Origin of the sequence: Bacillus australimaris (genome assembly GCF_001307105.1) — a bacterium.
In the GTDB taxonomy this organism is placed as follows: domain Bacteria; phylum Bacillota; class Bacilli; order Bacillales; family Bacillaceae; genus Bacillus; species Bacillus australimaris.
In genome coordinates, this window is sequence record NZ_LGYN01000001.1 from 717,555 (window position 1) to 743,806 (window position 26,252).

Sequence of the window (26,252 nt, forward strand, 5' to 3'; positions counted from 1 at the left end):
AAAGCTCTTTTCCAATAAGGAAAAGAGCTTTTCAAACTTGATTACGCTAAACGCATAACGTCTCTTGCAATCATTACTTCTTCGTTCGTTGGAATAACGATGACTTTTACTGGAGAGTGAGGGTAGCTGATGAATGCTTCTTCGCCTCTCATGTTGTTAAGGGAAGGATCCCAGTAAACGCCCATGAATTCTAGACCACGAAGTACACGTGCTCTGACTTCAGAACTGTTTTCACCGATTCCTGCTGTGAAGATGATCGCGTCTACGCCATTCATTCTTGCTGCATAAGAACCAATATATTTATGAATACGGCTCGCAAAAATATCAAGAGCTACTTCTGCACGGTCGTTTCCTTCTTCTGTTGCTTCTTCGATATCACGAAGGTCACTTGACAGACCAGACACACCTAAAAGACCACTCTTCTTATTTAAAGTAGAAAGCACTTCTTCAGCAGTATGTCCTGTTTTCTCCATAATGAATGGAATAAGGGCAGGGTCAATGTTACCTGAACGTGTACCCATTGCAACACCCGCAAGTGGTGTGAAGCCCATGGATGTATCGATTGATTTTCCGCCTTCAACTGCTGCGATACTCGCACCATTTCCAAGGTGGCAAGAAATCAAACGAAGCTCTTCTAGAGGGCGGCCTAATAGCTCTGCTGCACGCTCTGTTACGAACTTGTGACTTGTTCCGTGGAATCCGTATTTACGAATACCAAAGTTTTTGTAGTAGTCGTAAGGAAGGCTGTATAGGTAAGACTGCTCTGGCATAGTTTGGTGGAACGCTGTATCGAATACAGCAATCGCTGGTACGTCAGGCAGAATTTGTTTGAATGCTTTGATTCCTACAACGTTTGCAGGGTTGTGTAGTGGTGCAAGCTCTGAAAGCTGATCAATGTCATTGATCACTTCATCTGTTAAAAGAACAGAATCGCTGAATTTTTCTCCGCCGTGAACAACGCGGTGTCCTACGCCATCAATTTCATTAAAGTCTTTGATGATGTTAAATTCAGTTAGTTTTTCAAGTAGCATTTTGACCGCTACTGCGTGATCTGGAATATCTGTGACTTCTGTTTTCTTTTCTCCGTCTACAGAAATCGTGAAGATACTGTTGTCCATTCCGATTCTTTCCACAAGCCCTTTTGTTAAAACAGTTTCTTCAGGCATGTCGAACAATTGGAATTTAAGAGATGAGCTTCCTGCGTTGATTGCAATAATTTTGGACATTACTGTCGCTCCTTTTACTCAGTTGTTATATAAGGTTTCACGTTTTTTCCGGTGCTATATTCAACCTGTTTGACGGGTCTTTTATAGTTTAACGATAAGTCCGAAAAATATCTGACTTTTTCATTTAAACATTGAAAACTTTGCATTTCAAGTGCACCTTCCAACTGTTACCGCTTACATCAATAAGTCGTTATTTTCTGAATAGTAAAATAGCCAGAGATAACTCTGGCTATTCTTTCGTTTCTTTTTCTTCTATAAACCACTGGTCTAATTTTCTCATCACACCGACCATTGCTTCTTTCTGTGAGAAAGACGGCAGATTGGCAAATAGCATCCGTTTTGGTGCTTCCAAGCCTTCTTTTTTCTTTTGCATCACAAATAAGCTTTTGGCGTGTTTTTTGTCCTTGAACATTGAGACCGGCAGTTGAATTAACGCATTCATATACGCATGATCTTTGATGAAATCCTTTAATTGTACGCTTTCTTTTCCTTCAAACAAGTCGTTTGGAATGATGAAGAATAAGAAACCGCCTTCTTTCGTATAACGAAGGCTTTGTTCGATGAATAAATAATGCGCAAAGGCATGTCCTTCTTTCGCCTTTAATTCGAAGTCCTCTGCACGCTCATCATTTGGATAGTAGCCGACTGGCAGGCTGCATACAGTGACATCGACTGGTGAGATCAGAAGCGGCTCAAGGCTGTCCTGATGGAAAAGCTCGACTTCTTTCTCTTCTAAATTCGCCTGGGCCCAAGCAATTTTAATGAGCACATCATCAATTTCTGACGCAAAGCCGCACTTTGTTTCTGCCGTGAGGTTATTTAAAACAGCAAGCAGTAAGTTTCCTGTTCCTGCGGCTGGATCAAAGACAACGAGCTCTTTTTGTCCTTCTAAAAATTTATTGACTAAATAGCTGACAAACAGCCCAATCGTATCTGGCGTCATCTGGCGATTTGGATGGGAAATATCCTTTTGTCCTTTCAATACGGCGAACTGAAACGCTTTACGAATCTGCTCATGATCATAAGAAGCAAAATCTGCTTTCTCTATTAAATCCTTTAATAAACCGTTTCGATCATTTACTTGAAAAAAGGCTTCTCCTGCTTCAGCCAATGCTTCAATGTAGGAAATGCTCTGTTCCTTTTTTAATCGAATAGAAGCTGTATCGAGCAGTTCAAAAATAGTACTCACTTGATCTTTCTGCAATGCTTTTCTCTCCTCGCTTTGTTAAAAGCTATATGTTTTCATTGAAAAGAGCCCCAGGATGAAGCCGGAGCTCTTGTCGATGCTGCTTTTATAACAGTGATTTTGCAGCTTCAATGGCTTTTTCATAATTTGGGTGATTCGTTGCTTCACTTACGTATTCAGTGTAAACCACTTTTCCGTTAGGGTCTAATACGAAGACTGCGCGTGCCAATAAACGCAATTCTTTCATATATACTCCGAATGCTTCACCAAATGACATATCTCTGTGATCAGATAATGTTTCAACATTTTCAATTCCGTTTGCTCCACACCAGCGTGCTTGTGCAAATGGAAGGTCTGCACTAATCGTATAAATATTGACCGGACCTAAACCTGCTGCCTCTTCATTGAAACGTCTTGTTTGTGCGTCACACACACCTGTATCAATAGAAGGAATCACTGAGATGATCGTCACTTTTCCTGCTAAATCAGAAAGTGAAACTTCTCCGAGTGAGTTCGTTAAAACCGTAAAATCAGGAGCCTGCTCGCCTACTTTTACTTCTTTTCCTACAAGCGTTACAGAACTCCCTTTAAATGTGATCGATGCCAAAACAATTCCTCCCTTATCAAATGTATGGTTCTATCATAGTAGAGAAAGCAAAAAACTGCAAAGCCTAATCGTCCATTTTGAAAAAAAAGTTAACTGCAAGCGCAGTTAACTTTTTAAAGGTCTATGTCATCTAGTTTTCGTTCTTTATGACGATGCTCCCGCTCATCCTTCTTAAACATGTGCTGAAGACGTTCAATTGCTTGAGGAGCAGAATCCAATATTTTATCAAGCAGATGTGTGTGTTCATCCAAATGAAGCATTCGTACTCCGTTTGTTCCGACAATTAAGAAGGCGATTGGTGTAATGGACACACCGCCACCGCTTCCGCCGCCAAATGGGAGTCTCGGTTCTTTTCGTTCCTGTTCATCAGAACGTTTTTCTTTCTTTTGGTTCCCGTTAAATTCACTGCCGCCGGCTGCAAATCCAAAACCAACCTTTGACACAGTGAGAATGACACTGCCATCAGGGGTTTCGACTGGATCGCCGATGATTGTATTCACATCTATCATTTCTTTTAAGTTTTCCATCGCTGTCTTCATGAGACCTTGGATTGGATGATCTGCCATTTTCGGGTTCCTCCTTAAACAGATGATTCATTCTTCGTTGCTTGAAGAGAGGCACTTTTTCTCGCCTTTCTCCCTTTTAACCAATGGACAAGTAAACGAATGGCTGCAAGCATAGCATGTCCAATACGAAAATAAGCTATACATGTAAACTGAGTCTGTGACACATTGTGCTGAAAGGCCGGAATCACTTCATATACCGGTTTATGCTTAAAGGTGAGATGCTCCTGCATAAAGGCAAGGAGTGCTCCTTTCACTGACCACACACCACCAGCTGCTACACCTGTTAAAGCAGCGTCATGAAAGCCAATCCATGTCGACCAGTGAAATGATACGATTCTGATGTGAATGAAGAACTTGCGCATGATCCGGTTTAAATCAACAATCTCTTTTGTGATGCGCTCCATTTGATGGAGGATTTGCTTCATATCACGTTTTCCCACTTTTTTATGCATGGATTCATTTTCGTGACTTGGCGTTTTGGTGCTCTTCATTTTCTTTTCACGAATATCAATCGTTTGATCTTCCGCATTGACCCTCACCATTGGGATCTCTTTTTTGAGTCTGACCATTCCATATAAGGTGATGACCTTCAGTGCAATATGGTCATCGTCGTTTGTATGCGAAAAGTCCAGTGAAATGGTTACTTTCATGAAAATCAACAAGATCACAAGAAACAAAAACGCTGCGATCCAAACGTAAAGCACTGTGCTCACTTCCTCCATAACAAATGATGCTTCCCCTACGATTATGGCTCTCATTCTGGATTTTATACCCAATCATGAAAAAAGAGTTTGACCGGTCCCCGGCCAAACTCCTCTGATTATACGTTTGATTCTGTTTTTTCATATAAATGTTCATGAACAACCACCGTATCGGCGAAGTAATCATGAACCCCTTGCTTTTTCGGTGAAAATCCAACGACCGCATAGAGAACAAAGATCGTATTAATGTAGCGTCCGACAATCTCTCTAAAGAAAATAACATCCCAAGTCAGCTTCTTCTCAGGCTGAAGTGAGACCACTTTAATCCCAAACACCATTTTGCCGAGTGTTTGCTGAAAAATTTTTGTCATGATGGCGAAATAAAGAAGGAACACAATCGTTGTTGTGATGGAAAATGGAGAAAACCATCCCCCTCCTTTGGACCAGCCAAACAGACTAAAGATTGGAGAAACCGTCAAATGGTTGACACCCCAGACGACGAGCCAATCAAGAATAAACGCCCAAAATCTAATCCAAAAACCTGCAAACGCCTGTGCTTCAATTGAAGCACGCTTCACAAATACCGGCTTTGATTCTTCCTCTTGGCTGCGGCTTTCGCTTACTTCATCGAATGTAGAATCCATCTATGATCCCTCCTTTATTTTGAATAGAGATACATCGGTTTAGACCCATTTGAGCCAGCCAGTGTTTCTTTTAAATTTAGAAAATCAATTTCACTTTTAAAGAGTTTGCTTGCACTCATGTTGAAGAGAGAATTCCAGCCAAAGCTTTGAGAATAGCTGATCACTGTTGCTCCTTTTAAGCCTTTTTCATTTTTCTTCATCGCTTTTAATGCATCTTCATAATAGCCAAGCTCATCGACTAATCCGTTCGATTTCGCCTGTGTTCCATCATATACTCGGCCGTCCGCAATTTTCTTGACGTCCTGTTTTGACATGCCGCGTCCTTCAGAAATGACTTTGACAAATCCTTCATAAGAGTTATTGACCATGCTCTGCATGATGTCGCGCTCATCTTTTGTCATATCACGGTCTGGAGACATGATGTCTTTGTATTTTCCGCTCTTAATCGTTTCATATTTAATTCCCAAGTTATCTGCGAGCTTTGAATAATTCAAACTTTGCATAATGACACCTAACGATCCTGTTAATGTTTCAGGTGAAGCAAAGATTTTCTTCGCTGGAGTTGACACATAGTAGCCGCCAGAAGCTGCCATTGAACCCATGGATACGTAAATCGGCTTTTTCGCTTTTTTCACTTCTTCTAATTTTTTATGTATTTCAGCACTTTCATAGACACCGCCGCCAGGAGAGTTTACACGCAAGAGTACACCTTTTACAGAAGCATCCTCTTTCGCTTTATCCAGCTCCTTCAAGAATGCACGATGATCATAACCTTCTCCACCTAATAGGCTTGATGCACCGCCATTATCTTGAATCGTTCCATTAATCTCAAGAACAGCAATTTTACCTGCGCTGCTACCATCCTCTAGTACCTTCTCTTCTATTTCATCCCCGAATTGATAGCTCATTTTATTGTCATTGAAGCTGTCGAACAAGGCCATCGTGACACTAATCACGATAGAAAATCCGAAAACACCTAGTGCAATGATCAACGCTACCCATCTTTTCGCATTCATCTTTTTCTCCTCCTTTTTGTCTCACTTCAGTCATACGAATACTCACATGAAATGTTTCACAGGAATTGTGGTTTTTTTACATTTCATGTAGGCATATGATAGCACCTCTCTTAAATACCGTTCAACTTTCCATTGCCTGCAATGATATGTGTGTGACGAAAAATTGGCTTTTTTATCCTCTCCCTGCACCTAATAGGCTATATCTCCACCGCAACGAAACACCTAAACCATTCTTTCATAAGAAAACAACTATTCAATTATGCTCAGACTTCAGCCGTTTTGAATCACTTACATCGACTCATTTCTAAAAAGCGAATGCGATCATTCATCGTTCTTTCTAATATTTTTACTTTCATATGAAAAAAGTGTAAAATGTGAGCAAGGGTTTTCATGTAAGCCCTTTACTACTCGAAATCTATTTTTGACAACAAAGGGGAGAACGTCAATGACAGACAATCGTCGCAATGTATTTTTCTTTTACAAAAAAGATCATGAATTGGATGGACACATTTCTTCTCTCGAGAAGGTCGCTACCGATCAAGGCTTTCACGTCGTCAAGCGTGCAGAGGATGCCCATATTATTGCTTCAATTGGCGGGGATGGCACATTTCTTCAAGCGGTCCGTAAAACGAACTTCCGGGATGACTGCTTGTATGTAGGGGTATCAAAATCAGAGAATACGCACCTATACTGCGATTTTTCTTTAGAGCATTTTGATAAAATGATTGACGCCATGAACACTGAACAGATTGAAGTGAGAAAATATCCGATCATCGATGTAAGCGTTGACAGTACAAATCAGTTCCATTGCTTAAATGAACTGTCGATCCGCTCCAGTATTATTAAAACATTTGTAATCGATGTGTATATAGATGACTTCCACTTTGAAACATTTAGAGGCGACGGCATGATTATTTCTACTCCAACTGGCTCAACGGCTTACAATAAATCCATAAGCGGCGCCGTGGTTGATCCGATGCTTCCTTGTATGCAGGTAACAGAGCTTGCATCGCTGAATAATAACTCATATCGTACACTTGGCGCTCCTTTCATCTTAAGCAGTGACCGCAAGCTGACTCTAAAGGTGGTGCAGGATGGAAACGATCATCCAATTATCGGGCTTGATAACGAAGCGCTCGGCACAAAGCACGTCAAACAAATTGACATTGGCCTTTCAGGAAAAGTGATTAAAACGGTGAAATTAAAAGACAACTCTTACTGGGAAAAAGTAAAACGCAGATTCCTTTAATCAAAAAGCTCCTTCATGGGGCTTTTTTTTATGTTTTTTCATTCACGGTCATGGTTATGGTATGATGTCACAAGTATGAATGTACGAAAAGGAGAACACGATGACATTACACCATTTTGATCAATATCCATTAAGCGATGAATTGAAACAAGCGTTAGAAGCGCTTCACTTCCATACACCTACACCCGTTCAGCACGAGACATTATCCGTTGCTTTTTCAAAGCAGGATTTAATCGTCAAATCTCAGACTGGTAGCGGCAAGACCGCAGCCTATGGCCTGCCGATTTGTGAAATGGTTGATTGGGCTGAAAATAAACCGCAAGCTCTTATCCTCGTTCCAACACGAGAACTCGCGATGCAGGTTAAACAAGACCTCACAAGCCTTGGGCGATTGAAACGAATCAAAGCCGCAGCCATTTATGGAAAAGCCCCTTTTCAAGCGCAAAAAGTAGAGCTTTCACAGAAAAATCATATTGTATGCGGGACACCAGGCCGAATTTTGGATCACCTTGAGAAAGGCACTCTTTCTTTAGAAAATCTCAAATTTTTCGTGTTAGACGAAGCCGATGAAATGCTGAATATGGGATTTATTGATCAAGTCTCTTCTATTATTCAATATCTGCCGCCAAAGCGCATGTCGATGCTGTTTTCAGCGACGATGTCTGATGACATGAAGAAATTGAGCGAACAGTTTTTACAATCACCAACCGTCATTGAGATCGCACGTGAAGAAACGTCTGTACCACAAATCACCCACACCGTGATTGAAACGGAAGAAGAAGCGAAATTCTCCCTTCTTCAGCGGACGATCGTCATTGAAAATCCAGATAGCTGCATTATTTTCTGTAATACTCAAGACCGGGTGAATGAGCTCACGTTGAAGCTGGACGAATGGGATGTGCCCTGTGACAAAATTCACGGCGGCATGAGACAGGAAGACCGCTTTGATGTCATGGATGAATTCAAAAACGGTGAGTTCCGTTATCTCATCGCAACTGATATAGCAGCGCGGGGAATTGATGTCAGTGATATGACGCATGTTATTCATTATGATCTTCCCTATGAAAAAGAGCGCTATATACACCGGACTGGTAGAACAGGCAGAGCAGGAAAAAGCGGAAAAACGATTGCCTTTATGACAAAGAATGCAAAGCCGCTTATTGAGGAATTAAAGCAGGATGCCGGTATTGATTTTCAGACTCAGCCTTATCCAACGAAGGAAGAAGCAGAGCAGCATGTAGAAAGCTTTGAAAAAAAGATTGAAACGCCTATTCAAAAGGAAAATAAACAGGCAGGCGTTGAGAAGAATATTATGAAGCTTTATTTTAACGGCGGGAAGAAAAAGAAGCTTCGTGCTGTTGATTTCGTTGGGACCATTGCCAAAATAGAAGGCGTGGAATTCGATGACATTGGGATTATTACGATTCAAGATACGAAAACGTATGTAGATATTTTAAACGGAAAAGGCCCTCTTGTGCTGAATGCCATGCGCCACACAACTATTAAAGGCAAGCAGTTAAAAGTACATGAAGCTCGTTCATAAAAAGTAAAGGCCATGCGCCTTTACTTTTTTATTGTTGATGAGAAGAGCTCACAAACCGTGATGCCATCAGCTTTTTTGATGTCAGACATGACAAATGTCATGTTGCATACATGATGGGTGCTACTATGAGCATGACACGTTTCCTTCTATACTTTGAAGTAGAAAGAAACGGAAAGGACTTGAACGTTCATGACGACTTCAACAAACACACAGCAGCAAGCCAGTTTACGAAAACAAGTTGGTCAATTCTCTGGTGCTGATTCGAAAAAAAGTATTATTCAGCTTTTCAATACATTTGTTCCTTTTTTTGGACTTTGGTTTCTTGCCTATTATAGTCTAAACATCTCCTACGTTTTAACCCTCTTTATTGCGGTGATTGCAGCTGGTTTTTTAGTACGTGTCTTTATTATTTTTCACGACTGCTGCCACCAATCCTTTTTCAAGCAAAAGCCGCTGAATCACCTATTCGGTTTCTTAACAGGTGTACTCACTCTTTTCCCTTATCTTCAATGGCAAAGAGACCATTCCATTCACCATGCTACAAGCAGTAATTTAGATAAACGTGGTACTGGTGACATTTGGCTCCTGACAGTAAAAGAATATCAAGAAGCGACGAAATGGACGAAATTCCGCTACAGATTTTACCGTAATCCTTTTGTGATGTTTATTTTAGGTCCGATCTTTGTATTCCTTATTCAAAACCGGTTCAATGTAAAAAGCGCCCGTAAAAAAGAGCGCTGGAACACGCATTTGACAAACGTAACCATTCTTGCGCTAGCAGCCGCAACATGCTTTCTATTTGGCTGGCAGGAGTTCCTGCTCGTTCAAGGTCCGATCTTCCTCATCTCAGGATCTATCGGTGTATGGTTGTTTTATGTCCAGCATACGTTTGAGGATTCTTACTTTGAAGCAGATGAGCATTGGAACTATGTGCAGGCAGCTGTTGAAGGAAGCTCGTTTTACAAATTACCAAAGCTTCTTCAATGGTTAACAGGTAATATTGGCTACCATCATGTCCATCATTTAAGCCCAAGGGTGCCGAATTATCATTTAGAGCATGCCCATGAGCAAAGTGAACCGCTGCAAAATGTCCCAACCATCACGTTGAAAACAAGTATTGAATCCATGAAATTTAGATTGTGGGATGAGGAAACGAAAGCATTCGTTACCTTCAAAGAGGCGAGGCAATCTAAAAAGATGAACGTCCCTGTCATCAAAGGAGACATTCTGAAGAAAAATGCATAATTGGTTCAAGCTCTTTCTTACACTAGAAGGAGCTTGTTATCATTTACAGGATGCAGCCGCATGTTGAATTTGATAAAGTAAGGAAAAAGAATGAAAAACGAAAAAGGTGGCACACGGATGAAAAAACAGTTTAAAATTCAAAAATTGCATGGGATTTCCCCCTATATATGGGCCATTTTTTTCATCCTGCCCTTCTATTTTATCTTTAAAACACCTTCGACTTTAGGCATTGTCATCGGCATTATTTTGAATGTCGTCTTTTTCGCTGTGTATCGTTTTGCCTTTGTCGCAAAAGGATGGTCTGTATATGTCTTCGGCCTTCTCTTGATCGCCATTTCAACTGGTTATGTGATGCTCTACAGCTATATTTATTTCGCTTTTTGCATCGCCTATTTTAACGGGCATATTAAACGAAAAGTCCCCTTTTATATCTTGTACTATATCCACCTGGCGAGCGCCGCGGTTGCAGTGAACTTTAGTCTGATCTTAAAAAAGGGCTGGTTTCTTACACAAATCCCTTTTGTCGTCATCACCCTGATTAGTGCGATCCTTCTTCCTCTCAGCATTCGGAGCAGGAAGGAACGGGAACGGCTAGAGGAGAAATTAGAATATGCCAATGAACGAATTGCAGACCTTGTAAAGCTTGAAGAAAGACAGCGCATTGCACGTGACCTGCATGACACCCTCGGTCAAAAGCTTTCTCTGATCGGTTTAAAGAGCGATCTTGCCCGGAAACTCGTGTATAAAGATCCTGAACAGGCGCGTGCCGAACTCAAAAGCGTGCAGCAGACTGCCAGAACGTCTCTTAATGAAGTGCGGAAGATTGTTTCCTCCATGAAAGGCATCCGAATCAAAGATGAAATATCGAACATTGAGCAAATTCTCGAAGCAGCCGGAATTGAACTGATCTATGATGAAAAGGAAGCACCGAAACACATCTCACTTCTGAACGAAAACATTGTGAGCATGTGCATCAAAGAGGCGGTAACAAATGTCGTCAAACATAGTAACGCGACTGTCTGTAAAATCACCATTCACCAACAATCAAAGGAAGCCATCATCACCGTCGAGGATGATGGAACATTCAAAGGAAATTACCCGCCCTCTCAAACAAAAGGACATGGCCTTTTAGGAATTAGAGAAAGATTGGAATTTGCAAATGGCCGCCTGCGTGTTGAGACAAAGGACGGGACAAAGCTCATCATGAGCATTCCAAATGATTCAGCAGCAAAGGAAAAGGAGGGGATAAAATGATCAACATCTTTATCGCAGAAGATCAGCAAATGCTGCTTGGTGCACTCGGTTCACTTCTCGATTTAGAAGACGATATGACGGTGGTTGGGAAAGGCACGAATGGCCAGGATGCCATCGATTTTGCTAAAAAACACGCTGTTGATATTTGCTTAATGGATATTGAAATGCCGGGAAAATCCGGACTGGATGCAGCGGAAGAGCTCAAAGGATCAGATGTGAAAATCATTATTTTGACAACCTTTGCCCGCTCTGGTTATTTCCAAAGAGCGCTAAAAGCTGGCGTCAGCGGCTATATGCTGAAAGACAGCCCAAGCGAGGAACTCGCAAGTGCGATTCGCAGTGTGATGAAAGGGAAAAAGGTGTATGCCCCTGAATTAATGGAAGACTTATATAGTGATGAAAATCCCTTAACCGAACGAGAAAAATCGGTCCTTGAACTCGTCGCAGACGGTAAAAACACAAAAGAAATTGCAAAAGAACTCAGTATTAAAAGCGGCACTGTTCGCAACTACATTTCCATTATATTAGATAAGCTAGAAGTGAAAAACCGCATCGAAGCCATTACACGATCAAAAGAAAAAGGCTGGTTTAAATAAGAAAAAAGATCAGGACACACGCTGCCTTGGTCTTTTTTTTGATAAAAAATCTCTTCTTTATTTTTTATCACCAGCTATCAAAATGTCATTGACAACAGCCCACAGTCCTATGATATGATATCCGAGTGATAATAATTATCATTATCACTAATTCAACCAAATATACGGCTATGTGCCGATTTCAAAGGAGTCTACTTTCATGAAGAAAATATTGTTCCCTCTGATGCTCATCATTGTACTTGCGTTGAGCGCATGTGGCAATAGCAGCAGCTCTTCCTCAAATAAAGGAAATCAATCAACATCATCATCAGACAAAATTACATATCAATCTGAAAATGGCCCTGTGAAGCTTCCAGCGCATCCAAAACGTGTCGTTGTTCTTGGTTCTTTCGCAGGTAATGTATTGTCACTTGGTGTGAACGTCGTCGGTGCTGACTCTTGGTCAAAAAAGAACCCGCGCTTCCAAAAGGAATTGAAAGATGCGGAAGAAATATCGGATGCAAATGTAGAGAAAATCATGAAGCTAAAGCCTGACGTCATTATTGGCTTAAGCGGTGCTAAAAATGTAGAAAAACTCGAAAAGATCGCACCAACCGTTTTGTTTACGTATAACAAAGTCGATTTCCTACAACAGCAAATTGAAATCGGTAAAGTATTAAACAAAGAAAAAGAAGCCAAAGCTTGGGTAAAAGATTTCAAAAAACGCGCAGCTGAAGCTGGAAAAGAAATCAAAGCAAAAATTGGTAAAGATGCAACAGTTTCTGTCTTTGAAAGTGGCACAAAAGAGCTCTACGTCTTTGGAGATGCATGGGGCCGCGGAACAGAAATCCTCTATCAGGAAATGAAATTGAAAATGCCTGAGAAAGTGAAAGAAAAAGCATTAAAAGCCGGCTACTATGCAGTTTCGCAAGAGGTCATTCCTGAATTTGCTGGAGATTATATGATCATTAGTAAAAACAGCGAAATGGACAATTCCTATCAAAACAGTAAAATTTACAAGTCCATCCCAGCTGTCAAAAAACATCGTGTGTATGAGGCCAATGCAGAAGAATTCTATTTTAATGACCCGATCACACTTGAATACCAACTCTCATTCTTTAAAAAGCACTTTTTAGGTAAATAAGCTGAAGCAAGGGATCTCTTCCCTTGCTTTTTTCTTGTCTACTTCTAGCGGCAGCGCTTTTTTTTCGATACAATGACATACAAGCGAATACAAAAAGTGTGGTGCTGATTTTGTTTAAGATTTTACTGATTGAAGATGATACAACCCTCTTCCAAGAAATCAAAGAACGTCTAGTCAACTGGTCCTATGATGTCTATGGGATTCACGATTTCAACCAGGTTCTGCAGGAATTCACTTCTGTCCAGCCTGATCTCGTCATTATTGATATACAGCTGCCGAAATATGATGGCTTTCATTGGTGCCGGATGATTCGGCATCATTCAAATGTTCCGATCATCTTCTTATCATCAAGAGACCACCCTGCTGATATGGTCATGTCGATGCAGCTCGGTGCAGATGATTTTGTTCAAAAACCCTTTCACTTTGACGTGCTCATTGCCAAAGTGAGTGCGGTTCTTCGGCGTGTGCATGATTATAATGCAGAACCGGCTAGCCTAAAGGTATGGTGCGGCGCTGCCATTGACCTAGAAAAAAACACCGTAACAAATGATCACGGTGAAGTTGAATTAACGAAAAATGAGTTGTTTATTCTCAAGGAATTGATTCAGCATAAAAATCATATCGTCAGCCGGGAATCACTCATTCAAGCATTGTGGGAGGATGAACGGTTTGTTAGTGACAATACATTGACTGTAAACGTCAATCGTCTTCGAAAAAAACTAGACGAGATTTCCCTTGGAGCCTTCATTGAGACAAAAGTAGGTCAAGGCTATCTTGCGAAGGAAAAGGATGATCAATGATGCTGCAAGCATTTTTAAAAGAACGAAGAAGCTGGATTCTTTTCTTTCTTAGTTTGCAGCTCCTCATTCTGTTCGTAGCTTACTTGGATACGACCATTCCCATCGCTTCTCTTTTCTATATTGTGATATTATCTATATTTCTCATGATCGTCTTTCTCTTTTTTCGTTACCGAAAAGAAACAGCGTATTATGAAAGGCTGAAAGAATGGGATGATGATATTGATCATCAAATACGGCTCACTCCCTCTTCCCCATTTGAACAGCTCATACATGATGCAACGACAGAGCAAATTGCACGCTACCGGCAGATGGCAGCAGAGCAGAAAATCGCCCTTGAAGAAGAAAAGGATGAATTGCTCTCATGGATACATGAGGTCAAAACACCGCTCACAGCAATGCGCTTAATGATTGACCGCTTAACAGAGCAGCCGCTGAAATCGAATATGACGTATGAGTGGCTCAGAATTCATTTATTACTAGATGCCCAGCTTCACCAAAGCAGAATACGTCATATTGAAAATGATTTATTTATTGAAAAGCTGGACCTGCAAAACATCATAGTGAAAGAAATCAAAGCGCTTCAATCATGGTGCATGCAAAAAGGAATCGGCTTTGAACTCACGCTAGAGGAACGTGGCGTATTAAGTGATACAAAATGGCTATCCTTTATGATCAGACAGGTGCTCACAAATGCAGTCAAGTACAGCCAATCATCCGATATTGTCATCCAAAGCAAGCGAATGAACGACCAAGTAGTGCTGACGATCACAGATCAAGGCAGAGGAATTGACCCAAGAGATATATCTCGTATTTTTGAAAAGGGCTTTACCTCAACAAGACATCACAATGACACCGCCTCTACAGGAATGGGGCTCTATTTAACGAAAAAAGGAGCTGACGCTCTTCATATGACGATCGAGGTCAACTCCGCGATAGATCAAGGCACAACCTTCACCTTCATCTTTCCGAAAAAGAATGATTTTGTTCATATTGCGAGCATGTAAAAAACAATCGAGTCACACCCAAACTCTTCGCGTCTGGCGAAAAACTAGCGCGAAGAGTTTGAGGTGATTGACTCAGGAAATACTCCCCGCTTCTTGTTGAGAAACATCTCCCATCTGTCTTCGTCTATAAATACTTAAGATCATCCCAACAGCCATCAGTTCTAGAAGAATATGCGAACCTCCATAGCTCATGAAAGGCATCGACACTCCAGGTAACGGCAGCAAGCCAAAGTTTGTGAAAATGCTTAAGAGACATTTTGCTGCAAACACAGCGGCTATACCTGTCATGACCATTTTGCCATAAGCCATATTCACTCGTAATGCTGTATGAAATACTCTGTAAATAAAGATGACAAACAACATAAGAGCCATCAGCCCTGCTAACCAGCCAAATGAATAAATGATATATGTAAGCATCCAATCCGTGTGAACCTCAGATATAGCAAATAATGGAGTGATCTGAAACCCGTTTGAGCTGAATTCATGAACTGTGCGAAGGTACCAGCCTGCTTGAAAAAGAGAAAATAATTCAAACATTAGATATAAAACGCCTGCTGCTGTCAGCGGAATGATTTGTCTTAAACTTGCGCTAGACACATACATCACGGTTAAGCACATAACCAGACAGATAATGGTCGCAGGAAGAAAGCCAATCGTACTGATTAACATCATTGGTAAAGCCACAATCCCTACTCCAAGCAGGGCCTTGAACTTATTCCCCCAATTCCAAGTGTGAAAGATACCGGCTAAAGAAATAGCTAGAAGAAATGGCATAACCTCAGTCAAATTCACTGATATATCACTTATTCTTAAAAAAAGAATACCGTTCACTCTTGTCCCAAATATCATGGAAAGAACCAGCGTTCCGAGCGTTACAATGTATAAATGCCAAGAGTATTTCAATAAGCGCCGATAATCGAATGAAAACAAGATAAACATAAGCACTAAACCAATTAGATAAAAGACAAGACTTTTATAAAAAATATTCGTGTTTTGAAGATCTGTAAATTCAGAATGAAACTGCAAAAAGTACATGACAAGCAGCCCGCAAGAACATGTAGCTAACACGAGAAGAATCATTTTAAGATCCATTTCGGTTTTATGTGTTTCATGAAGCTGCGTCCCGAGAATGGCCGCATCACCAATTTGGTCCAACGCTTGATCTACCGCCTCTTCTTCAGACATCCCAGCATTCATGGCTTCCTCTTTTAACGTGTATAGATGATCCATCAGCTCAAGTTTTACACTCGAATGAACATCTTTATTTTTGATAAGTTTACATACACTATGAATATACTTCTCAAACTTTTTTTCTAATCCCATGCGATTTTCTCTCCGTTCAAAACGCCATCGACTGCATGTTTGAAAACATTCCATTCTTCTTTCTTTTCCTGTATGAATGCTTTACCTTGTTCATTTATTTTGTAATACTTTCTTTTCCGGTTCCCATTCCCCTCGCCCCAGTAAGAGATAATGAATTCTTTCCCCTCCAAATTGTGCAAAATCGGATAGATTGTTCCTTCTTTAAAGCTGAAAATCCCTTCCGACTTCGCTTCCAATTCTTTAATCATTTCATATCCATACATCGGCTTTTCATTTAGCAGGCTTAAAATAAGGGTAGCTGTACTTCCCTTTAGAAGCTCTTTACTTACTTTCATTCTTTTAGTTACCTCCAATACATAGATTTACTATGCATATATTTAATATGCATATCATACATGAATATAATGATCGTGTAAAGCTACAAAACGCCATCATGATAAGAAAAATCATAGAAGAATGATACATACGAGTGAAAAACAGATAAAATAATGGATAAGAAAACTCGCCCTGCATAAGAAACGGATTGACATAAAATATGTGAATGGTTTAAAAAACAAGCATGTGACAACAATGTCACATGCTCGTCTGTTTTGTTCGCCAAATCGAAGGAAGTTCAGCAAGCTTCTTTTTATACTAGAGATATCAATTAAATAGAAAAAGGGGTTCAGCAAATGAACATATTAGAAGCTCGCAAGATTTATAAAAGCTACGGAAATAAATTCAACAAACAAGAGGTACTGAGAGGCATTGATTTGACCATTGAAGCCGGAGAATTCGTCAGCATCATGGGGCCATCAGGCTCGGGGAAAACGACCCTTCTGAACGTATTGTCTTCTATCGACCATGTATCCAGCGGATCGATTCGTATCGCTGATGCGGAGATGACTCAAATGAAGGATCAGCAGCTTGCTGAATTCAGAAAAAAAGAGCTTGGCTTTGTTTTTCAGGATTATAACTTACTTGATACGCTCACGGTCAAAGAGAACATCCTTTTGCCTTTATCCATCTCCAAAACACCTAAAAAAGAAGCTTTTGAACGTTTTCAACAGCTTGCAGAAGACATGGGAATTTTTGAACTAAGAGACAAATACCCGAATGAACTTTCTGGTGGACAAAAGCAGCGGACATCAGCGGTTCGTGCCTTCATTCATGAACCAAGTCTTATTTTCGCGGATGAACCTACTGGGGCGCTTGATTCCAAATCTGCATCTGATTTGCTCAACAAACTGCAAGATTTCAACCGCAAACGTAAAGCAACCATTGTGATGGTAACACATGATCCTGTCGCAGCCAGCTATTCAAGACGCGTGATTTTTATCAAGGACGGACAGATTTATACTCAGTTGAATAAAGGCGCTTTAGAGAGAAAAATGTTTTTCGAGGATATTATGAAAACGCAAGGTGTTCTGGGCGGTGTGAAGCATGAACATTAATCAGCTCATCTTCCGTAATCTAAAGAAAAATTTAAAAAATTACTATTTATATGTGTTTGCTCTCGTGTTTAGTGTGGCGCTCTACTTTTCTTTTGTCACCTTGCAGTACTCACCAGCACTTGATGCTGTAAAAGGCTCCATTAAAGGCGGCGCTTCAATTAAAGCCGCTTCGGTTCTACTCATTGCCATCGTCGGTATTTTCCTGCTATATGCGAATAGCATTTTTATTAAGCGCAGAGGAAAAGAAATAGGTCTCTTACAGCTCATTGGTATGACGAAACAAAAAATTTCCAGACTGCTCAATGCAGAGAACTTTATCCTATACGTGACAGCCATGGCTATCGGCATCGTTGCCGGCTTTATCGGTTCAAAGCTGATGTTGATGGTGTTATTTAAAGTGACTGGTGTTAACGCCATTGCCAATCTGCATTTTTCAGGCATGGCCCTTCTGCAAACACTCATTGTCTTTTTCATCATCTATGGATTGATTATGCTGAGAAATAGACGTTTTATTAATAAACAGACGATTTTATCTTTGTTTAGAACAACATCTTCGACAGAACAGCGTGTGAAAAAGATCTCTGTGTTTGAAATCATCATTGGAGTTTTCGGTATTGTCTTGATCAGCTCAGGCTATTATATTTCTTCTAAGCTTTTTACCGGCTCATATACGTCCATGCTTGAGTTACTTTTAGCCATGATTTATATTCTAGCCTCTGTCATCATCGGTACCTTTCTTTTTTACAAAGGCTCTGTTTCTTTCATTGCCAATATCGTACGTAAAAGAAAAAATGGCTATCTCGCCATCCATGAAGTGTTATCTTTGTCATCCATTATGTTCCGGCTAAAATCAAATGCACTGCTTTTAACGATTATTACAACCGTATCTGCACTTGCCATCGGTTTGCTGGCTCTTAGCTACATTTCCTATTACTCAGCAGAAAAAACTGCTCAGCAGCAAATTCCAGCTCATTTCGTCATGGGCTCAGAAAAAGAAGCAGCCACCTTCACTCGTGCACTTTCTGACAAACATATTGCTTATGATCAAAAGCAGGTCAAAGTGATTCAAGCGAAATTTGATGCGAAAAAAATCATGGATTCAGAGTTGAAAAATATGAAGAATGATCCAGGCGTATTGACACTACCTGTGATCAGTGAGAAAAATGCACCAAATCTTCGTGTGGAGAACAACGAAGTTATTTTAAGCGGCTACAGTGATCTATTAAAGAAATTCATGCCGATTCAAAGCTCAGGCGATGTGAAGCTTCTCATTAAGAAACCGCTTGATTTGAAAGTCATAGATATGAAGAAAGATTATCTCATTTCTTACAACTTCACTTTTGGCGGTCTGCCTGTTGCCGTCGTGAGTCAAAATGTTTTTGAGCAGCTCGACCAACAGAAAGATCCTAAGCTGCAGCTTGAGAATAGCCAATATAACGCAGTCAATATAAAAGATGATAAAAATCTTGAACAAGCAAATAGCGTGTTTACATCTTTAAAACTAAGTGACAACAGCATGTCTCAATTAGCTTCAGCTCAGCAGCAAAAACAAACAATTGGACTGATGATGTTTGTGGTCGGATTTTTAGGTCTTAGCTTCCTAGTGACATCAGGCTGTATTTTATACTTTAAACAAATGAACGAAAGTGAAGAGGAACAAAGCTCCTACACGATCTTGCGTAAGCTTGGTTTTACTGAGAAGGACCTATTAAAGGGCATTCGGCTCAAACAGCTATTTAATTTTGGGATTCCTCTCATCATCGGATTGCTACACAGCTACTTCGCTGTACAATCAGGCTGGTTTTTATTCGGCGGTGAATTGTGGACTCCAATGCTCATCGTTATGACGATTTACACTGTTTTATACTCTGTCTTCGGATTCCTGTCTGTCCAATATTATAAAAAGGTCATTAAAGAATCATTGTAATGAATTCCCCATAGGCAGCTGCCTATGGGGTTTTTTATTTATGATGGAGTTGATTCAAACTTGTGTGATAAAATATGGTCTCTTGCCGCATAAGCTTTTCGTTTGACCTCTTCAAGGTCCACACCGACAAGCTTCCCGTTCTGTTTCACTGCTTTTCCAGCCACATAAACAGAATCAACATTAGAAGGATGTGCTGTTTGAACAACCGCTCCAGCTGGATCTGTCACCGGAAGAAGATTCATGCTTGTCCGATCGATCAAAATGAAATCAGCTTCCTTTCCAGGTGTAAGCGACCCAATTTTATGATCAAGCTGTAATGCACGAGCCCCATTGATCGTCGCAGCCTCAAGCATTTGATGAGCAGACAACCCAAGTTCAGGTCCCGGCATGATCCCATCCATCAACAACGATTGATTTTGAATTGCGCGCTCTGCTTGAAGACCGAATTTCATTTGGGCAAACAAATCTCCGCCTGTCGCTGTCACTACGTCTACACCGAGCGTTGGAAGAACACCTTGTTCAATCGCGAGTCCTGTGACAGGATAACCGTGACCCATCATCATTTCAATTTCAGGGGTAATGGAGATAGAGCTTCCGCTGTCTGCCAGCATCTTCATTTGATCCGCATCGATTGCGTTAATATGCACCATGTTCAAATCCGGTCCGAGCAGCCCTGCTTTGTGAAGCCGCTCAATCGATCGATCCTCCGCTCCCCAATTTCCAAAGCCGATGTGCATACTGCATAGAGCATCTAGAGACCGAGCTGTTTCAATTTCAAATACCGACGTCTCCCATGAAGAAAACTCTGGGCCGCGAATCGCAAGTCCCATTGTTAAAAGCTGATCTGATGATTGAAAATGCGCTTTTTTCACACGTGCTGCGTACTCCATATTGGTGAGCGTACTCTCCCGATCCCAATATTCAGCATCTCCAGAGGAGCCAAAAGCAAATACAGCTCGAATGCCCGCATCTTTTAATCCTCCAATGAGCTCTTCTGTATGATCCATTGAATTGATCATCGTCCAGTCTAAAAACGTTGTCACGCCTGCATCTAAAGCCTCTAATGCCCCTAAATAATTTGCGATTCGATCGTCGGATGGGCGTCTCATCGCTCCATAATTGCCATAATATATTTTGCTCAAATATGTCTGCAATGACCAATCTGTTCCTATGCCCCTGATAACAGACTGCCACACATGCCGATGTGTATCCACAAGACCTGGCATGATCACCATATCGGACGCATCGATCATGTCAGCATCAGGTGCTTCAATGGAAGGTCCGACTTCTAAAATGTGTGCCCCTTCAATTAATAAATCTCCCTTTTCCAAAAAACCTAAAGATGGATCAAGTGTTAAGATAGCTGCATCTTTAAACAATGTTTTCTTCATCCATATCCCCCTTTTCAAATGACGAGGATGAGTAACCCCCACCCTCACTGTCATTTTAAAACAGAACAGGATCAAATTAGAAGGAAAGTGACTTATCCTATTAATTTATGAGCTGATGTTTCTGAAATAGTTGTATATGCGTTTTAATTTGATGTCATGTTTTCCTTTTGGACTTTCCATCATACCAAACTCAAAGAACTTCACAGGTTTGATCCCGACATATTGTAAAAGCGCTCTTTTCATTAACATCTTGTGTGCATTTTGTAAAAAGAACAAAGGATAATTGGTCGGTCCTTGCATCGTCGATACACAAACGGCGCTTTTCCCTTTTAATAAACCTTCTGGCAGCAATCCGCCTGTTTGACGATAGGCGAAATTCGCAGCAAACAGACGATCAATGAAGCCAAACAGCATAGCTGGCGGCCGCCCCCACCAAATTGGATAAACAAACACGATTTTATCCGCCCATTTGATCTTCTCCTGATACTCGCGAATATCAGGGTCTTTATGCATATCACGCCTTCTTTTCTCTTCATTAAAAACGAGGACAGGATCAAATTTTTCTTGATATAAATCAATGATTTTCACTTCTTGAACGATTGGATTTTCTTCACTGCCTCTGACAATTTCTTTGAAAAAAGCACCATTCAAACTATTGTGATGAGGATGAGTATAAATAATGAGGACATTCATGTTTTTTCTCCTTTAGTTATCATTTGATAATTAAATAATACATCCCACGTACTTTGTTGTCAAATGATAATTGTTTTTTGATAATAAATTTGATATGTTACATAGGAGGTGATTAACATGCAACATCCACATTTCTTCAACGAATTCGTAGCATTTGCTTCTACTTTTTCAGAGTTAAAACATGATCTGATGAGCAAAGTCAAACCACCGGAATTAACAACCTTACAATATTTGATTTTAGAGCAGTTAGCGGTCAGCGAACCGCTTACCCCTAGTGAAATCGCAGACTGTCAGCATATGTCTCTTCCAAATGTCAGCAGAGAACTAAAAAAGCTTTACGAAAAACAATTCATTGATAAAGAAGAAGACCGAGACGACAAACGAAAGCAAGTCATTATGCTTTCTGACAAAGGCCGTACTTGTATGAACGAGGCATTCCAGCATATCGAAAGGATGATCATAGACAGCCTATCTCCATCAGATATAGAACAAATGGATGACATCGTACAAGCTCTCCGCCTATTAAATCAAACGATATTCAAAAAATGACCTAATGAAAAAAGCATGAGCGCTATTCTCATGCAAAATTGGGTGGCTGCACCGTCAACTTGCACACAAAAAAGCGCTGGATCTCTACATCCAAACGCTTCTTTGTTTTACTCTCTAAGTACCTTTACACAATCAATTGGTACGCAATGTATAGCGCAACAAGCCAAATCATAACCGCTGAAGCCTTATTAATACGGTTCATCCACTTGCCGTTTGTATCTAATTTACCTAGCATTTTCCCTAAAAGAGCAAGCCCAATAAACCATAACCAGGACACAATGATACAGGCGATTGTAAACGCCAGCTTTTCTGCCCCGCTATATTGAAGTGAATTCGTCCCAATGACACCAATGGTATCGAGAATCGCATGAGGATTTAATAATGAAACGGAACAGGCAAATACAATTTGTTTTCTCGCAGGCATTAATTCCAGCTTTTCTTGATCACCTGATGTTGAGCTTGTATTCCATACGGACCATCCCATATAAAGTAAAAAGAAAAATCCAATGATAAAAAGGCCGACTTGCAAGATAGGGATGGTGAGTACAACGACGGAAACCCCAATGACAGCTAGAGTAATTAAAAATGTGTCACATAGAGCAGCAGTGACGATGACAGGCAACACCCGATAGAATCGTGGCTGAAGCGCACCTTGTTGAAATACAAATACATTTTGCGCCCCCAAGGGTAAAATGAGACCAAAGGCAAGCACAATTCCATGAATGATCGCAATGAACATCTTCTAACATTCTCCTTTTTCAGCAATTCCTACACATTTTAACATAAAACCTCGTATTCGCTTTCGATGATTTTGTACAAAAAAAGCGCTGGATGCTTCCATCCAAACGCTTTTCTTTAATCATTATTTACCTTTTCGTGCAAGCTCTCTTTCTCTCAGCTCTACACGGCGAATTTTCGCAGACGGTGTTTTTGGCAGTTCGTCAATGAATTCGATTTCTCTTGGGTATTTGTAAGGTGCTGTTGTGTTTTTCACATGTGTTTGCAGCTCTTTGATCAGTTCATCACTTTGATCAGTTCCCTCACGAAGGACGACATATGCTTTGACGATGGATCCTCTGATTTCATCTGGGCTCGCCACAACCGCACATTCCTTCACTGCTGGATGCTTGATCAGCGCATCTTCTACTTCAAACGGTCCAATTGTATAGCCTGAGCTGACAATGATATCATCTCTGCGGCTTTCAAACCAGAAGTACCCATCTTCGTCTTTTTTCGCACGGTCACCCGTAATAAAGTAATTCCCGCGGCGCTGCGCCTTTGTACGCTCTTCATCTTTGTAATATTCCTTAAATAGAGCCGGTGTTTCGAGATGGACCGCAATGTCACCAATTTCTCCAGGAGCGCAGACGTTTCCGTCCTCATCAATGATGTCCACTTCATTGCCAGGGGTTGGTTTCCCCATACTTCCTGGTTTGATTTCCATTCCTTTTAGCACTCCTACAAGCAGTGTGCTTTCAGTTTGGCCATAACCATCTCGTACTTCTATATCGAAATGCTTTTTGAATGTATCAATGACTTCACGGTTCAGCGGCTCTCCTGCTGAAACAGCACTATGCAGCTTCGGCAGCGCGTACTGGCTCAAATCATCTACTTTCGCCATAAAGCGATATTCTGTCGGTGTACAGCATAGGACATTGATTTCATTTTTTTGAAGCAGCTCTAAGTATGTATTTGGATTGAATTTGCCTCCGTATACAAAGCCTTCCGCTCCACTTCCTAACACAGATAAGAGAGGACTCCACACCCATTTTTGCCAGCCTGGTCCTGCTGTCGCCCACACTTTGTCTCCTTCATTAATGGAAAGCCATGCTTTGGCAGCTGTACGTAAATGTGCATACGCCCACCCATGTGTATGAACAACCCCTTTAGGGTTACCTGTTGTACCTGATGTATAGGATAAAAAAGCCATGTCTGTGCGCTTAGTATCTGCCAACTCAAGTTCGTTTGATTGCTCTTCCTTTTGCGCTAGAATGTTTGTCCAGCCATGATCGTTTTCACCGATTGAGAATGTTTTAAAATCGTTTGGCTGTTTGGTTCCGTCGAACGATTGAACGAATGAAGAATAAACGATCGCTCCCTTTGCTTCAGCGTGTTCAATTCGGTAATCTAAATCTTTCGCACGCAGCATTTCCGAACAAGGAATGACAACCATTCCTGTTTTCAAAATCGCTAAATAAATGCTGTATGCCTCTAGCATGCGCGGCACCATCACAATGATTTTATCGCCTTTTTTAAAGCCTGCATTTAATAAAACATGTCCAATTTTATTTGCCTCTTCCACTAAGGCTGCATATGTCACATGCGCTTCGTGGCCATTTCCATCCTGCCAGTGCAGGGCCATTTTCTCCTTGTCATGACTGAACGCTTCAATCTCACTGACTAAGTTATATTGTTCTGGTGCAATTAAGTCTTCTCTTTTCATGGTACAGCTCCTTTTAGCCTCTTTCTTATGAAACGAAACATGTTTCAATTTACCTATTCTAACACTCATAACTGAAAAATGCTTGAATTAGGACCTACTCCTAGTATTATGCCATAATTTTTTCAATCCGTCTTCTTTTTTGAAAATATTCTAACTATTTATAAGTACAAAAAGAAAAGAGCGGGAATGATCCCGCTCATAAGCCATAGCTTTTTAATTGTGTGTCTTAGAAAGATCCGCCACCCATATGTTGTTGAGCGTAAGATACAAGACGCTTAGTGATTTCTCCACCAACTGATCCGTTAGCGCGAGATGTTGTTTCTGCACCAAGGTTTACACCAAATTCAGAAGCGATTTCGTACTTCATTTGGTCGATTGCTTGTGCAGCGCCTGGTACTAGTAATTGGTTAGAACTGCTTTGTCTGTTTTGTTGAGCCATGTGTTCTCACCTCCTTGTGAATATAGAATGTGTAGAAACACATGACTTCATGCGATTGATTTTATGGTAATTATTATGAAATTTTTATTTAGAATAAATCAGCGAATTCGTCTGCCGCTTTCTGTTCATTTGTCACGATGATTGTTTCCATTTGCTCCACTGCCTCATCCAGCATCGGCTCGAAATCAGCAAAGCTTTCGTAGCGTTCCACTTTCTCAAGCTTTGGTTTTGTTTTAGGAGACGGTGGCGTAAAAATTGTACAGCAATCCTCAAAAGGCTGAATACTTGTATCGTATGTTCCAATTCGTCTCGCTTCATCAATAATGTCATTTTTATCAACAGCAATAAGCGGGCGGATAATTGGTGTATTGGTCACATGATTAATGGCATACATGCTTTCAAGTGTCTGACTTGCGACTTGACCAAGGCTTTCACCGGTAACAATGGCAAGAGCATCACGCTTCTCTCTTATTTTGTCAGCTATTTTCAGCATCATTCTTCTTGTCGATGTCATTGTATAGTTTTCAGGTACTTGTTTGTGGATCAGTTCTTGAATTTTTGTAAAAGGTACGATGTGAAGCTTCACTTCGCCTCCATATGCTGCTAGGCATTCTGCAAGATCAATGACCTTCTGCTTGGCGCGTTCACTTGTATATGGCGGGCTAAAGAAATGCACAGCTTCAATTTGAATTCCGCGTTTCATTGCTTGATAGCCGGCAACTGGGCTGTCAAAGCCACCTGAAAGCATGAGCATCGCTCTTCCGCTTGAACCAACCGGCAGGCCGCCTGCACCTTTGACATCTTTAAAAGTAATGTACGTTGCTTGCTCTCTGATTTCAATGCGTAAATGTACATCCGGCTGTTTCACATTAACCGTTAAGTTTTCCGTATTCCTTAGAACATGTCCGCCAATTTCGCGGTTCATTTCATTTGAATCAAGTTCAAATTGTTTATAAGAGCGTTTCGTGGAGACTTTAAATGTATTTCCTTGTTCATACACTTCTTGAATCGCTGTTAGTGCCGCTTCTTTAATCGCATCTAGATTCGTCTCACATTTTACTGCCAGACTAAAGCTTTGAATGCCGAATACACTTTTGAGCTGTTCTGAAATCGGTTCAGGGTCTTCTCCGTTCAGCATAATCGTGATACGATCTCGATCAGAAGCGTACTTTAATGCTTCAAAATCCTTTAAAACGAACCGGATATGCTGTCTTAGTTTTTCAATGAATTTCTTTCTATTCTTCCCTTTTGTTGAGATCTCACCAAAACGGACTAAAATATGATCATATTTCAT

26 protein-coding genes are annotated in these 26,252 nt (G+C 40.7%); 11 read left to right on the forward strand and 15 right to left on the reverse strand.

Annotation, left to right across the window (positions count from 1 at the left end; all coding sequences use genetic code 11):
* Positions 1–41 precede the first annotated feature (41 nt).
* The 7 genes from AKG37_RS03730 to sppA all read right to left on the reverse strand — a co-directional run bounded on the left by AKG37_RS03730 (position 42) and on the right by sppA (position 5,946).
* Positions 42–1,226 carry an acetate kinase gene (locus AKG37_RS03730; RefSeq protein ID WP_060697608.1) on the reverse strand — a complete coding sequence of 395 codons (1,185 nt, stop codon included), beginning with the start codon at positions 1,224–1,226 and terminating at the stop codon, positions 42–44.
* 229 nt (positions 1,227–1,455) lie between these two features.
* Positions 1,456–2,430, reverse strand: coding sequence for a class I SAM-dependent methyltransferase (locus AKG37_RS03735; protein ID WP_060697609.1), 975 nt, complete (start codon positions 2,428–2,430; stop codon positions 1,456–1,458).
* Between the two features lie 88 nt (positions 2,431–2,518).
* On the reverse strand, positions 2,519–3,019 hold the full coding sequence (gene tpx, locus AKG37_RS03740) for a thiol peroxidase (RefSeq protein ID WP_060697610.1): 501 nt from the start codon (positions 3,017–3,019) through the stop codon (positions 2,519–2,521).
* Between the two features lie 113 nt (positions 3,020–3,132).
* Entirely contained in the window at positions 3,133–3,585 is a 453-nt protein-coding gene (gene ytfJ, locus AKG37_RS03745) for a GerW family sporulation protein (RefSeq protein ID WP_007501733.1), read from the reverse strand.
* A 14-nt stretch (positions 3,586–3,599) separates the two neighbouring features.
* Complete coding sequence (locus tag AKG37_RS03750; protein ID WP_060697611.1) at positions 3,600–4,307, reverse strand: DUF2953 domain-containing protein; 708 nt, start codon at positions 4,305–4,307, stop codon at positions 3,600–3,602.
* A 98-nt stretch (positions 4,308–4,405) separates the two neighbouring features.
* Positions 4,406–4,930, reverse strand: coding sequence for an RDD family protein (locus AKG37_RS03755; protein WP_060697612.1), 525 nt, complete (start codon positions 4,928–4,930; stop codon positions 4,406–4,408).
* Positions 4,931–4,944: 14 nt separating this feature from the next.
* The gene (sppA, locus tag AKG37_RS03760) at positions 4,945–5,946 is read right to left on the reverse strand and encodes a signal peptide peptidase SppA (protein ID WP_060697613.1); all 1,002 of its coding nucleotides are present in this window, start codon (positions 5,944–5,946) and stop codon (positions 4,945–4,947) included.
* Positions 5,947–6,391: 445 nt separating this feature from the next.
* Here sppA and AKG37_RS03765 point away from each other — a divergent pair, with 445 nt between their 5' ends.
* From AKG37_RS03765 to AKG37_RS03800, 8 genes are all read left to right on the forward strand, one after another.
* Positions 6,392–7,195: an NAD kinase gene (locus AKG37_RS03765; RefSeq protein WP_060697614.1), complete on the forward strand. Its 804-nt coding sequence runs from the start codon at positions 6,392–6,394 to the stop codon at positions 7,193–7,195.
* 100 nt (positions 7,196–7,295) lie between these two features.
* A complete protein-coding gene (locus tag AKG37_RS03770; RefSeq protein ID WP_060697615.1) occupies positions 7,296–8,738 on the forward strand; it encodes a DEAD/DEAH box helicase in 1,443 nt (480 codons plus the stop codon).
* A gap of 189 nt (positions 8,739–8,927) precedes the next feature.
* On the forward strand, positions 8,928–9,983 hold the full coding sequence (gene desA, locus AKG37_RS03775; protein ID WP_060697616.1) for a Delta(5) desaturase DesA: 1,056 nt from the start codon (positions 8,928–8,930) through the stop codon (positions 9,981–9,983).
* Positions 9,984–10,100: 117 nt separating this feature from the next.
* Entirely contained in the window at positions 10,101–11,237 is a 1,137-nt protein-coding gene (locus AKG37_RS03780) for a sensor histidine kinase (protein ID WP_060697770.1), read from the forward strand.
* The gene (locus AKG37_RS03785) at positions 11,234–11,833 is read left to right on the forward strand and encodes a response regulator transcription factor (RefSeq protein WP_058838277.1); all 600 of its coding nucleotides are present in this window, start codon (positions 11,234–11,236) and stop codon (positions 11,831–11,833) included. The genes AKG37_RS03780 and AKG37_RS03785 overlap by 4 nt, the downstream gene beginning before the upstream one ends.
* A 199-nt stretch (positions 11,834–12,032) precedes the next feature.
* Positions 12,033–12,956: an iron-hydroxamate ABC transporter substrate-binding protein gene (locus AKG37_RS03790; protein WP_060697617.1), complete on the forward strand. Its 924-nt coding sequence runs from the start codon at positions 12,033–12,035 to the stop codon at positions 12,954–12,956.
* A 110-nt stretch (positions 12,957–13,066) separates the two neighbouring features.
* Positions 13,067–13,756 carry a response regulator transcription factor gene (locus AKG37_RS03795; RefSeq protein ID WP_060697771.1) on the forward strand — a complete coding sequence of 230 codons (690 nt, stop codon included), beginning with the start codon at positions 13,067–13,069 and terminating at the stop codon, positions 13,754–13,756.
* Positions 13,756–14,760 (forward strand): sensor histidine kinase, encoded by a 1,005-nt coding sequence (locus AKG37_RS03800; RefSeq protein WP_060697618.1) that lies wholly within the window; start codon positions 13,756–13,758, stop codon positions 14,758–14,760. The genes AKG37_RS03795 and AKG37_RS03800 overlap by 1 nt, the downstream gene beginning before the upstream one ends.
* Positions 14,761–14,832: 72 nt before the next feature.
* Here the strand turns inward: AKG37_RS03800 and AKG37_RS03805 are convergent, their stop codons facing one another.
* Entirely contained in the window at positions 14,833–16,083 is a 1,251-nt protein-coding gene (locus AKG37_RS03805) for an FtsW/RodA/SpoVE family cell cycle protein (protein ID WP_060697619.1), read from the reverse strand.
* Positions 16,074–16,418, reverse strand: coding sequence for a PadR family transcriptional regulator (locus AKG37_RS03810; RefSeq protein ID WP_060697620.1), 345 nt, complete (start codon positions 16,416–16,418; stop codon positions 16,074–16,076). The genes AKG37_RS03805 and AKG37_RS03810 overlap by 10 nt, the downstream gene beginning before the upstream one ends.
* Positions 16,419–16,754: 336 nt before the next feature.
* On the opposite strand from AKG37_RS03810, the gene AKG37_RS03815 reads away from it, so the two are divergent.
* Positions 16,755–17,516 (forward strand): ABC transporter ATP-binding protein, encoded by a 762-nt coding sequence (locus AKG37_RS03815; protein WP_060697621.1) that lies wholly within the window; start codon positions 16,755–16,757, stop codon positions 17,514–17,516.
* Positions 17,506–19,443 carry an ABC transporter permease gene (locus tag AKG37_RS03820; protein ID WP_060697622.1) on the forward strand — a complete coding sequence of 646 codons (1,938 nt, stop codon included), beginning with the start codon at positions 17,506–17,508 and terminating at the stop codon, positions 19,441–19,443. Before AKG37_RS03815 ends, AKG37_RS03820 begins: the two co-directional genes overlap by 11 nt.
* 38 nt (positions 19,444–19,481) lie before the next feature.
* Here the strand turns inward: AKG37_RS03820 and AKG37_RS03825 are convergent, their stop codons facing one another.
* Both AKG37_RS03825 and AKG37_RS03830 read right to left on the reverse strand, forming a co-directional pair.
* Positions 19,482–20,834, reverse strand: coding sequence for an amidohydrolase family protein (locus AKG37_RS03825; RefSeq protein WP_060697623.1), 1,353 nt, complete (start codon positions 20,832–20,834; stop codon positions 19,482–19,484).
* 105 nt (positions 20,835–20,939) lie between these two features.
* Positions 20,940–21,527 carry an NAD(P)H-dependent oxidoreductase gene (locus tag AKG37_RS03830; RefSeq protein WP_060697624.1) on the reverse strand — a complete coding sequence of 196 codons (588 nt, stop codon included), beginning with the start codon at positions 21,525–21,527 and terminating at the stop codon, positions 20,940–20,942.
* Positions 21,528–21,644: 117 nt separating this feature from the next.
* Here AKG37_RS03830 and AKG37_RS03835 point away from each other — a divergent pair, with 117 nt between their 5' ends.
* A complete protein-coding gene (locus tag AKG37_RS03835; RefSeq protein ID WP_060697625.1) occupies positions 21,645–22,076 on the forward strand; it encodes a MarR family winged helix-turn-helix transcriptional regulator in 432 nt (143 codons plus the stop codon).
* Between the two features lie 124 nt (positions 22,077–22,200).
* Here the strand turns inward: AKG37_RS03835 and AKG37_RS03840 are convergent, their stop codons facing one another.
* The 4 genes from AKG37_RS03840 to thiI all read right to left on the reverse strand — a co-directional run bounded on the left by AKG37_RS03840 (position 22,201) and on the right by thiI (position 26,252).
* Positions 22,201–22,815 (reverse strand): LysE/ArgO family amino acid transporter, encoded by a 615-nt coding sequence (locus AKG37_RS03840; RefSeq protein ID WP_060697626.1) that lies wholly within the window; start codon positions 22,813–22,815, stop codon positions 22,201–22,203.
* 123 nt (positions 22,816–22,938) lie between these two features.
* Positions 22,939–24,519 (reverse strand): acyl-CoA synthetase MbcS, encoded by a 1,581-nt coding sequence (gene mbcS / locus AKG37_RS03845; RefSeq protein WP_060697627.1) that lies wholly within the window; start codon positions 24,517–24,519, stop codon positions 22,939–22,941.
* Positions 24,520–24,745: 226 nt separating this feature from the next.
* Positions 24,746–24,958, reverse strand: a complete 213-nt coding sequence (locus AKG37_RS03850; protein ID WP_024424829.1) for an alpha/beta-type small acid-soluble spore protein — start codon at positions 24,956–24,958, stop codon at positions 24,746–24,748.
* Positions 24,959–25,046: 88 nt separating this feature from the next.
* On the reverse strand, positions 25,047–26,252 hold the full coding sequence (thiI, locus tag AKG37_RS03855) for a tRNA uracil 4-sulfurtransferase ThiI (RefSeq protein ID WP_060697628.1): 1,206 nt from the start codon (positions 26,250–26,252) through the stop codon (positions 25,047–25,049).